Raw genomic sequence first — 9,596 nt, 5'->3', positions numbered from 1 at the left:
GGCGGGATTACTGAACTGGCGTCAAGAGTGCAGGTGGAGGCAGTGCAGGTGGCCGATTCTTTTCCCGGCGAGGGCCCTTCGCGACGAATTCTACGGAGCGAGACACTGATCGTCCTGGGGCTCTCGCTCGGTGCGAGCGGCGTGTCCGCGCTGATCAGCTTTGTCGGATCGGTCACCAAACCGGGCGGTCTGAAGGACCAGGCGGCGACGCTCAACGCCTCCGCGGCGCCGGGCCGCCCCTGGCTTGATCTGGCCTGGCAGTTGTTCGGGATCGCGAGCGCGCTCGTGCCCGTCGCGCTCGTCGCGCACCTCCTGCTGCGGGAGGGCGAGAGCCTGCGCGTGATCGGGTTCGACCGCACCCGGCCGTGGTTCGATCTGGCGCGCGGCGCCGGTGTCGCCGCCGTGATCGGCAGCACCGGCATCGCCTTCTATCTCGCCGCGCGCGGCCTGGGCTTCAACCTGACGGTGGTGCCCGAGGCGCTGCCCGACGTGTGGTGGAAGTACCCCGTACTGATCCTCTCCGCGGTGCAGAACGCGGTGCTCGAAGAGGTCATCGTCCTCGGGTATCTGCTGCGCCGGCTCGGCCAGTTGGGCTGGACGCCGGGCCAGGCGCTGATCGCCTCGTCCGTGCTGCGCGGCTCGTACCACCTGTACCAGGGCGTCGGCGGCTTCTTCGGGAACGTCGCGATGGGCGTCGTCTTCGCGCTGCTGTACCGGCGGTGGGGGCGGGTCGGGCCGCTGGTCGTGGCCCATTCCCTCCTCGACATCGGCGCGTTCGTCGGTTACGGGCTGCTCGCCGGCAAGGTCGACTGGCTCCCCACCGCCTGATCCTCCGTCAGGCGTGCAGCTCGCCCTCCACGACGGTCACCGCGTGGCCGGTGAGCAGGGTCCGCTCGCCGCGCAGGCCGACCCGGACCAGGCCGGTGCGGGGCGAGGCCTGGAGACCGGTGAGGTCGTCGCGGCCGGTCCTGGCGGCCCAGAACGGGGCGAGCGCGGTGTGCGCGCTGCCGGTCACCGGGTCCTCGTCGATGCCGACGTTCGGGAAGAAGCAGCGGGACACGAAGTCGTAGCCCGCGCCGGGGTCCTCGGCGAGCGCGGTCGCGATCACCCCGCGCCGTGAGCCCCGGGCCAGCGCGGCGAGGTCCGGCGCCAGGTCCCGTACCGCCCGCTCGTCGGCCAGTTCGACGAGCAGGTCGCCGATCGCCTCCCCGGTGTCGTGCGCCGACAGCGGCCGTACACCGAGGGCCTCGGTGATCGCGTGGGGGACCGGTTCCTCGGTCAGGGGTGCGGTCGGGAAGTCGAGGGTGATCGATCCGTCCGGGTGCGGGGTGGCGACGAGGACGCCGCTGGGCGTGGCGAACCGTACGGGCCCTTCGGTGGCGCCCGTCGTGTGCAGCACGTGTGCGGTGGCCAGCGTGGCGTGCCCGCACATGTCGACCTCGGTGGTCGGGGTGAACCAGCGCAGCGCCCAGTCGGCGTCGCCGCCCTCGGGCAGCGGGTGTGCGAACGCGGTCTCCGCGTGATTGACCTCCCGGGCGACGTGCTGCATCCACACGTCCTCGGGAAAGGCGTCGAGCAGCAGTACGCCGGCGGGGTTCCCGGCGAAGGGGCGGTCGGTGAAGGCGTCGACGATGCGAATGATCATTCCGTCGACGGTAGCGGCCGGGGGCTGCTCGTGGGTGAAGAGCAAGGGATTGCCTTCCGATCGCTTCCGATATATCGTCGAGACATCGCGATCGATTGAAGATCACGATAACGAACAGCCATGTCGGACAAGGAAGGACTGATGGACATGCCTACGCAAGGACATGATCACGAGCACGGACACGGGCACTGCGGACCCGGTCACCACGGCCGGGGCGGCTTCGAGGGGCGGCGGGCGTTCGGCCCGTTCGGACCGGGGTTCGGTCCCGGCCCCTGGGGCGGACGCGGAGGTCGCGGCGGCGGTCCGCGCGGGCGGGCACGGCGCGGTGACGTGCGGGCCTCGATCCTGGCGCTGCTCAAGGACCGCCCGATGCACGGCTACGAGATGATCCAGGAGATCGCCGAGCGCAGCGGCGGCGCGTGGAAGCCCAGCCCGGGCTCCGTCTACCCGACGCTGCAGCTGCTCGAGGACGAGGGCCTGATCGCCAGCGCGAGCGAGGGCGGCAGGAAGCTCTTCTCGCTCACCGACGACGGGCGCACCGCCGCCGAGGAGGGGCCCGACGCGCCTTGGGAGGAAGCGGGCCGCGGCGTCGACTGGGACGCGATGAACGAGATCCGGCAGGCCGGCTTCGGTCTGATGGAGGCGTTCGGCCAGGTCTGGAAGACCGGCAGCAAGGAGCAGCGCGAGAAGGCGATCTCCGTGATCAGCGAGGCGCGCAAGAAGCTGTACCTGATCCTCGCCGACGAGGACTGATCCCCGTGCGGGACCGGCAGGAGGACGGCAGAGCGTCGAAGAGGCGCCCGCACCATCGGTGCGGGCGCCTCTTCACATCCGTTGCATGTCCGTACGGAGCCGGGTGCGCGCGGGGTCAGACCACCAGGCCGTTCAGCTTGCGCAGTGACTCGTTGAGCGCGGCCGTCGCCGAGTCCTTGAGCTTGCCCGCCATCAGCGAGACGGCCGCGCCCGTGAACTCCCCGTCGATCCGGACCGTCGTCGCCGCCCCGTCCGGGGTGAGCGTGTAGCGCGTGCCGACGTTCACGCCCATCGGGCCCTTGCCGCGGATCGCGAGGGTGCGGGTGTCCTCCAGGTCCTCGATGGTCCAGGTGACCTCGGCCGGGAAGCCCATCAGCTTCATGTTCTCCTCGAACTGCCCGCCGACCTCGAGCGTGGCCGGGCCGCCCTTGGGGAAGCTGGTGTGCGTCGCGTTCCACTCTCCGTACCGGGAGAAGTCGGTGAGCTGTGCCCACACCTTCTCGGCGGGCGCCTCGATGCGTGCTTCCGCGCTGACTTCGGCCATGAGGCCACCCCTTTGAGTCGAGAGCCCGACGGGCTGCGGTGTCGCGTCGTCGCGGAACGTAGCCGCGTGGCCTCGAACATTCAATACTGATGAACCGTCAGAAATTCTGGGAGCGTCCCGGTCAGCCCACGCGTTCGATCCGTGCCGCGTCGAAGAGGTCGTACGCGCGTGGGTGCGGACCCTCGTCGTGGCAGTGCCAGGCGTCCCAGAACAGGTCGGCGAGCAGCGCGTCGTCCGGGGCGTACACCCGGTACACGTACTGCCTGCCGTCGACCGCGGGCAGGGCGACGTGCCAGCACCTGCTCTCCATACAAGAAACGGACGATCCGCTGGTGCGAGCGGTTGCGCACCGGCAAGGCGGCGCGCTCCCCGTACGGCGAGAACGGCCGGATCTCATCCCTGAGGAGGAGGGTCGGGCGGGCCGTGCCCACCTTGTGTCGGACGCGAAGATGCTTCCCGTCGGCGATGTTCCGGCGGATCAGGCCTGATGGGGTGAGGTACGTGCACAGTTCTCCCCCGTCCGGCACCGCCTCGTGCGGCGCTCTCGCAGACGATCCCGTGGACGCCCCGCTCAGCGACGAGCTGATTCTGGCCGTCGCGAGAGCCCGGCGGCGTGCGCTGCGCGACGGCGACCGGCAGATCGACACCGCGCATCTGCTGCACTCGCTCCTGGAGTCCGACCCCGCGGTGCGCGCGGCCTGCGGCGACGGCGGGCACCTCGCCCGGCTGCTCGGCTATCTCGTCCAGCGCAGCATCGGCTACGGGCTGCGCTGGCAGGGCTCCGTCGAGGACTCAGGCGCGGTGCCGGTGGTGCGCGGCTTCCCGGGCTGGTCCCCGGTGGCGACCGCCGCGATGTGCGCCGGCGCCGAGCGCGCCGCCGCCCGGCACGGCGGCCCGGCCCGCGGCCTCGACGTGCTCGCGGCACTCACCGACGACCCGGACAGCCGCGCCGTCGAGGTGCTCGGCCGGGCCGGCATCGATGTCGAGGAGCTGCGCCGGAGGCTGAACTGACGCCGCGCCGCAGCTCGTCGGCGTCCGTCCTGTGAGACAGGGGTCATCGGGGGTGACGGTCCTGACGGTCCCTGTCATGATGTGCCGGTGCATGGGTCAACTGAGTCTCAGGTCGGTCCGGGGACGAGTGCGCGCGGCATCGGTCTGGGCCTCGCCCTCGCCTCCGCGCTCGCGTTCGGCGGTTCGGGGGTGGCGGCCAAACCGCTGATCGAGGCGGGTCTCGATCCGCTCCACGTGGTGTGGCTGCGGGTCGCGGGCGCCGCGCTCGTCATGCTGCCCGTCGCCTGGCGGCACCGCGCGCTGGTGCGCCGGCGCCCCGCGCTGCTCGGCGGGTTCGGTCTGCTCGCGGTCGCGGGCGTCCAGGCCTGCTACTTCGCGGCGATCTCCCGCATCCCCGTCGGCGTCGCCCTGCTCATCGAGTACCTGGCGCCCGCGCTCGTCCTCGGCTGGGTCCGCTTCGTCCAGCGCAAGCCCGTGACCCGGGCCGCCGCACTCGGCGTCGTCCTCGCCGTCGGTGGTCTCGCCTGCGTCGTCGAGGTGTGGTCCGGGCTCAGCTTCGACGTCCTCGGCCTGCTCCTCGCGCTCGGCGCCGCCTGCTGCCAGGTCGGCTACTTCGTCCTGTCCGACCAGGGCAGCGACGCCGGTGAGGAGGCCCCCGACCCGCTCGGCGTCATCGCGTACGGGCTGCTCATCGGCGCCGCGGTCCTCACCGTCATCGCCCGCCCCTGGGGCATGGACTGGTCGCTGCTCGCCGGGGACGCCTCGATGAACGGCACCTCGGTGCCCGCCTGGCTGCTGCTCTGCTGGATCGTCCTGCTCGCCACCGTCGTCGCCTACGTCACCGGCGTCGTCGCCGTACGGCGCCTCTCCCCGCAGGTGGCCGGCGTCGTGGCCTGCCTGGAAGCGGTCATCGCGACCGTGCTCGCCTGGGTCATGCTCGGCGAACACCTCTCCGGGCCGCAGCTGTTCGGCGGGGCCGTGGTGCTCGTCGGCGCCTTCATCGCCCAGTCCTCCAAGCCGGCGGCGACCGAGCCGCCGCAGGTCACCGAGCCGGAAACGGCGTTGTCCCGGTCGGGGAGCGCCGTCTAGGGTGGCGATCATGCACGCACGCGCACTCGTTCTGCCGCCTCCGGCCGCGTAGGGCCCCGCCGGCGGGCGTCGATCCACGGAGCTGTCCGTCGGATCCGCCCGCCCCGGGCCCTGCGCGGGCAGTGAGCCGCACTTCTCCACGGGACCGGTCCGCACCGGATCCCGCGCCCGGCTGTTCCCGGGCGGGTCACGGCTGCCCGCGATCGACGGTCCGTGTCCCTGGTCCCGCGTCCTCTGCGCTCGGGGCCGTTCTCCGTGGAGTGCCACGTGTCGCCCGTCGTGTCGGGCCGTGCTGCCCGATCCCTCGCATCCTCCGGATCTTCCGGATCTCCCGTATCTCCTGCATCTCCCGCATCTCCTGAACTCGCCCTGTCCGTCGCCCGCGGCCTGATCTGCCTGGTCGTCGCCGGACTCGCCTGGGGCACTGCGGGCGCCGCCGCCTCGCTCGTGTTCCGCCGCAGCGACCTCGGGCCCTCGGCCCTGTCGTTCTGGCGGTGCGCGGGCGGACTCCTCCTGCTCCTCGTCGTACGGGTGCTGCGCCGCAGGCCCGCTACCGCCGCCACGACCCCCGAACCGCGCGGCCGCAAGGCCGTCCGGATCCTTGTGCTCGGACTGGCCCTCGCCGTGTTCCAGACCGCCTACTTCGCGGCGGTGTCCGCGACCGGGCTCGCCGTCGCCACCGTCGTCACGCTCGGCGCCGGACCCGTGCTCATCGCGCTCGGGGCACGCGTCGCGATGGGGGAGCGGCTCGGCCGGGGCGGTGTGCTCGCGGTGGGCGGCGCGCTGTGCGGGCTCGCCGTGCTCGTCCTCGGTTCGGGCGGCGCCGCGGTCCGCCCCGCCGGTGTCCTGTGGGCGCTGGCCTCGGCCTCCGGGTACGCCGTGATGACCCTGCTCACCCGCTGGTTCGGCCGGTCCGGGCGGGCCGGCGACCAACTCGGCACGACCGTCGGCACCTTCGCCGTGGCGGCCCTCGCGCTGCTGCCGTTCGGCGCGGCCGAGGGGCTCGTCCCGCACACCGGGCACGCGGGGCAGGTGCTCGTACTGCTGCTGTACATCGCGTCGGTGCCGACGGCCCTCGCCTACGGGCTGTACTTCGCGGGCGCGGCCGTCGTACGGGCCGCCACGGTCTCCGTGATCATGCTGCTCGAACCGGTCGGCGCGGCCCTCATCGCCGTGACCCTGCTCGGCGAGCGGCTGACGGGCGCGACGGTGGCGGGCACCGCGGTGATGCTGGTGGCGGTCGTCGGCCTCGCGGCGGCGGAGGCCCGCGGGCCGGTCCGGGCGGAGTCCCGCACCCCGGTCCGGAAAGGTGGCTGATCCACCGGTTTTCTGCTACTCGCGGTATACCGCCCTGACCTGCACCTTCTAAACAGCGCCTAAAAACGGTGTCCGTCCCGCTCCCGCTGGATGGAACACCGTGTGGTGCCGCGCCGCGTCGAGGCCCTGTGATGTCCGCTACATGTCGCCGGCGGCCGCCGGTGGACGTGGCTCCCCATCACTCCGGCCCGGGCGGCGCGGTAGGGCGGTCACGGGCGGGTGGACCCGGCCCCGACCTCCGGCGGCGGATCTCCGTTCAGGCCATCCCGAAAGGATCCGACGATGGTCTCCTCCCCTCTGGGTGATCCGACCGCGGGCGCCGACCGCGCCGTCGGCGCAGGATGGACGCCCCGCCTCATCGTGTCGCTGCTGTCGATCGTGCTGCTGCTGGAGATGCTCGCGATCAGCTACATCATGATCGCGACGGCCATGCCGTCCATCGCCCAGCACTACCGCACCACGCAGGGCGCCTGGCTGCTCACCGCGTTCCTGCTCGTGGGCGCGGTGGCCGCGCCGCTGGTCGGCAAGCTCGCCGACCTCCACGGCAAGCGCAGACTGCTGGTCGGCTGCATCGTGATCTCGATCGCCGGGTCGCTCGTCTCGGCGGTCGCGCCCAGCTACGGGATCATGATCCTCGGGCGCGCGCTCACCGGACTGCTCGTCCCGTGTCTGTTCCTCAGCTACTCGCTCATCCGGGACGTCTTCCCGCCCCGGACCGTCCCCCTCGCCGTCAGCATCGCGACCAGCGGCATGGGCGTCATCGCGATCCCCGCCCCGTTCATCACGGGCTGGCTGATCGACGACTTCGGCTTCCGCAGCATCTTCTGGTTCTGGGTCGTCGCCCTCGTCGTCCTGGGCGCGATGATCCTGCTGACCACGCAGGAGAGCGCGGTGCGCCTCCGCTCGCGCCTCGACCTGGTCGGCGCGCTGCTGCTCGGCGCGGGCGTCGCGGGCATCCTCGTCGGCGTCAGCTTCGGCCCGGCCTGGGGCTGGACCGCCGGCTCGACCCTGGCCTACCTGATCGGCGGCGCCGTGCTCGTCGTCGCGTGGCTGGTCAGCGCCGGCGCGGTGCGCGAGCCGCTGATCGACATCCGGGTGCTGCGCCGGCGCTCGGTGGCGTTCACCGTCACCGCCGCCGGGTTCATGTACGGCGTCAGCGGACTGTTCACGATGCTGCTGCCGATGCTGGTCATGACGCCCGCGGCCCTGGGCCTGGGCTACGGCTTCGGGGTCGACGCCGAGGGCACCGCGGTCTTCCAGGCGCCGATCGGCCTGTGCACCGTCGCCGGCGGTGTGCTCGTCGGCGTCCTGGTGGGGCGCAACGCGAGGCCGCGCCTCATGATGGCCGCCGGCGGCGTCTCGGCGGGCCTGGGCTGCGCGCTCACCGCGTACGCGCACGACAGCCGTTGCCTGCTGATCCTGTTCTCGTGCCTCGTCGGCCTGGGCATGGGCCTCGGCTACGCGGCGGTCCCGAACCTGCTCATCGAGGCCGTGCCGCCGCAGTTGCAGGCCTCGACCGCGAGCATCGCGGGCGTTTTCCAGAGCGTGTTCCCCGCCGCCTTGCCGGTGATCGCCTTCACCGTGCTGAACAACTCGTACATCGCGCCGCTCTCGCCGGAGCTCACGCGGGGCGCCGTGCTGTACACCAGCGACGGCTTCCGGGCCGCGTACCTGATCGCCGCCGGCGCCGCGGTCTGCTGCCTCGTCGCCGCGCTCGCCCTGCCGGCGCGCATCCGGCAGGTCGAGGCCCCGGTGCCGGAGCGGTCGGGGGCCGGATCGGCGGCCGGTGAGCCCGGCGCCACCGTGGTCGCGTGACGCCGGGGTCCGCGCCGGGCCGCTGACCGCAGCGGGCGGCGAGGCTCAGGCGGAGCGCCGCCGCCGCTGCTGGGCCAGGGCGGCGGCGTCGCCCGGAGCGCCGCGCCCCGCGAGGCCGGCCGCGATCCGGTCCTGGACCTCGTCCGGCTTGTGGCCCGCGTACTTGAACTTGGCGCGGACGCCGGTCACTTCGAGCCGCAGCCCGCGAATGCCCGGCAGCAGCCGCCCGTACGGGGCCTCGCCCGCGGCGGCCTCGGCGGACAGGCCGGGCGGCTGGAAGTGCGCCACCTGCCGGTTGAGCAGCGCCGCCTTCTCGTGCGGGTCGTCGACGACGTGCGCGGTGCACCGGAGCTGGACCGCTGCGTAGACGCTGGTCGGCGTCCCGTGTTCGGCCGGGTCGCCGGGCAGCGCCTGCCACGGGCCCGGCACGAACGCGTAGTCGTCGACGACGCTGAGCAGTACCTCGGGGCGCGCCTCCAGGGCGCGCCACAGCGGGTTCGGCCGGGCGAGGTGGCCGAGGACCTCGCCGCGCGCGGCGTCGTACGCGAAGTGCAGCGGCTGCACGAACGGGGGTTCGCCGTCCGGTCCGTTGACCGCGAGCTGGCCGAAGTCGTGTCCGGCCAGCCAGTCCTGCCACTCCCGCTCGTCGCGGGCCGCGTCCCAGGGGTGGATCAGCATCACAGGTCCCGCAGGTACTTCGGGACCTCGATGCCGTCGGCCAGGTCGTCCGACGGGACGAGCGCGCCGTGGGTCCGCTGCACCGGGACGACGCCCGTCCAGTACGGCAGCTCCAGGTCCTCCGGCTCGTCGTTCGGGCCGCCGGTGCGCAGCTTCGCGGAGACCTCGGCCAGGTCGAGCCGGAGCACGGCGGTCGCGGCCAGCTCCTTCGCGTTCGCCGGGCGCGAGTCGGCGGAGCGGCCCGGTACGACGTGGTCGACCAGCGCGTCCAGGGCGAGCCGCTTCTCCTCGGAGTCGGTGACCTGGTGGGCGGTGCCGTGCACCACCACGGAGCGGTAGTTGATGGAGTGGTGGAAGGCGGAGCGGGCCAGGACCAGGCCGTCGACGTGCGTCACCGTGAGGCAGACCGGCAGGCCCGGGTCCTGCTGCCCGGCCATCCGCAGCGGACGCGACCCCGTGGAGCCGTGCACGTAGAGCCGGTCGCCGACCCGTCCGTAGAGCGTCGGCAGCACGACCGGCGCCCCGTCGCGCACGAAACCGAGGTGGCACACATAGGCCTCGTCGAGTATCGCGTGCACCGTCTCGTGGTCGTAGCGGGCGCGCTCCTTGGAACGCGTCGGGACCGTGCGCCCGGTCGGCGCGTACGTGTTCTCGGCGGCGTCTTCGGCAGCGGGGGCGACGGCGGACTGCTCGGGGGCCACGCTCATGGTGCGAACTCCATTGCACTAGTGCATAATGTTCTTT

At 72.7% G+C, this 9,596-nt stretch carries 11 protein-coding genes; 6 read left to right on the top strand and 5 right to left on the bottom strand.

The features are described from left to right. The first annotated feature begins 27 nt into the window (after window positions 1-27). On the top strand, window positions 28-828 hold the full coding sequence (locus tag ACZ4E1_RS25925; protein WP_467543206.1) for a CPBP family intramembrane glutamic endopeptidase: 801 nt from the start codon (window positions 28-30) through the stop codon (window positions 826-828). Window positions 829-835: 7 nt separating this feature from the next. Here the strand turns inward: ACZ4E1_RS25925 and ACZ4E1_RS25920 are convergent, their stop codons facing one another. Next, window positions 836-1,645 (bottom strand): PhzF family phenazine biosynthesis protein, encoded by an 810-nt coding sequence (locus tag ACZ4E1_RS25920; RefSeq protein ID WP_467543203.1) that lies wholly within the window; start codon window positions 1,643-1,645, stop codon window positions 836-838. A 147-nt stretch (window positions 1,646-1,792) separates the two neighbouring features. Here ACZ4E1_RS25920 and ACZ4E1_RS25915 point away from each other — a divergent pair, with 147 nt between their 5' ends. Beyond that, complete coding sequence (locus tag ACZ4E1_RS25915) at window positions 1,793-2,398, top strand: PadR family transcriptional regulator (RefSeq protein WP_467543200.1); 606 nt, start codon at window positions 1,793-1,795, stop codon at window positions 2,396-2,398. 115 nt (window positions 2,399-2,513) lie between these two features. On the opposite strand, the gene ACZ4E1_RS25910 is transcribed toward ACZ4E1_RS25915, so the two are convergent. Together ACZ4E1_RS25910 and ACZ4E1_RS25905 are read right to left on the bottom strand one after the other, a co-directional pair. Continuing rightward, entirely contained in the window at window positions 2,514-2,942 is a 429-nt protein-coding gene (locus ACZ4E1_RS25910) for a type II toxin-antitoxin system Rv0910 family toxin (RefSeq protein ID WP_467543196.1), read from the bottom strand. A gap of 121 nt (window positions 2,943-3,063) precedes the next feature. After that, window positions 3,064-3,252, bottom strand: a complete 189-nt coding sequence (locus ACZ4E1_RS25905; protein ID WP_188340127.1) for a hypothetical protein — start codon at window positions 3,250-3,252, stop codon at window positions 3,064-3,066. A gap of 155 nt (window positions 3,253-3,407) precedes the next feature. Here ACZ4E1_RS25905 and ACZ4E1_RS25900 point away from each other — a divergent pair, with 155 nt between their 5' ends. The 4 genes from ACZ4E1_RS25900 to ACZ4E1_RS25885 all read left to right on the top strand — a co-directional run bounded on the left by ACZ4E1_RS25900 (window position 3,408) and on the right by ACZ4E1_RS25885 (window position 8,174). Next, complete coding sequence (locus ACZ4E1_RS25900) at window positions 3,408-3,953, top strand: peptidase (RefSeq protein ID WP_467543189.1); 546 nt, start codon at window positions 3,408-3,410, stop codon at window positions 3,951-3,953. An 81-nt stretch (window positions 3,954-4,034) separates the two neighbouring features. Then, entirely contained in the window at window positions 4,035-5,042 is a 1,008-nt protein-coding gene (locus ACZ4E1_RS25895; protein WP_467543185.1) for an EamA family transporter, read from the top strand. Window positions 5,043-5,411: 369 nt separating this feature from the next. Beyond that, on the top strand, window positions 5,412-6,359 hold the full coding sequence (locus tag ACZ4E1_RS25890) for a DMT family transporter (RefSeq protein ID WP_467543263.1): 948 nt from the start codon (window positions 5,412-5,414) through the stop codon (window positions 6,357-6,359). A gap of 282 nt (window positions 6,360-6,641) precedes the next feature. Then, complete coding sequence (locus tag ACZ4E1_RS25885; protein ID WP_467543182.1) at window positions 6,642-8,174, top strand: MFS transporter; 1,533 nt, start codon at window positions 6,642-6,644, stop codon at window positions 8,172-8,174. Window positions 8,175-8,219: 45 nt separating this feature from the next. On the opposite strand, the gene ACZ4E1_RS25880 is transcribed toward ACZ4E1_RS25885, so the two are convergent. Both ACZ4E1_RS25880 and ACZ4E1_RS25875 read right to left on the bottom strand, forming a co-directional pair. Then, entirely contained in the window at window positions 8,220-8,852 is a 633-nt protein-coding gene (locus ACZ4E1_RS25880) for an FMN-binding negative transcriptional regulator (RefSeq protein ID WP_467543179.1), read from the bottom strand. Further along, on the bottom strand, window positions 8,852-9,559 hold the full coding sequence (locus tag ACZ4E1_RS25875; RefSeq protein WP_467543176.1) for a pyridoxamine 5'-phosphate oxidase family protein: 708 nt from the start codon (window positions 9,557-9,559) through the stop codon (window positions 8,852-8,854). The genes ACZ4E1_RS25880 and ACZ4E1_RS25875 overlap by 1 nt, the downstream gene beginning before the upstream one ends. Window positions 9,560-9,596 lie beyond the last annotated feature (37 nt).

The sequence above is a fragment of the Streptomyces sp. NPDC025806 genome, assembly GCF_055558275.1.
Note: the sequence above shows the minus strand (reverse complement) of the source record. Positions and strands in the feature narration are given on the sequence as shown.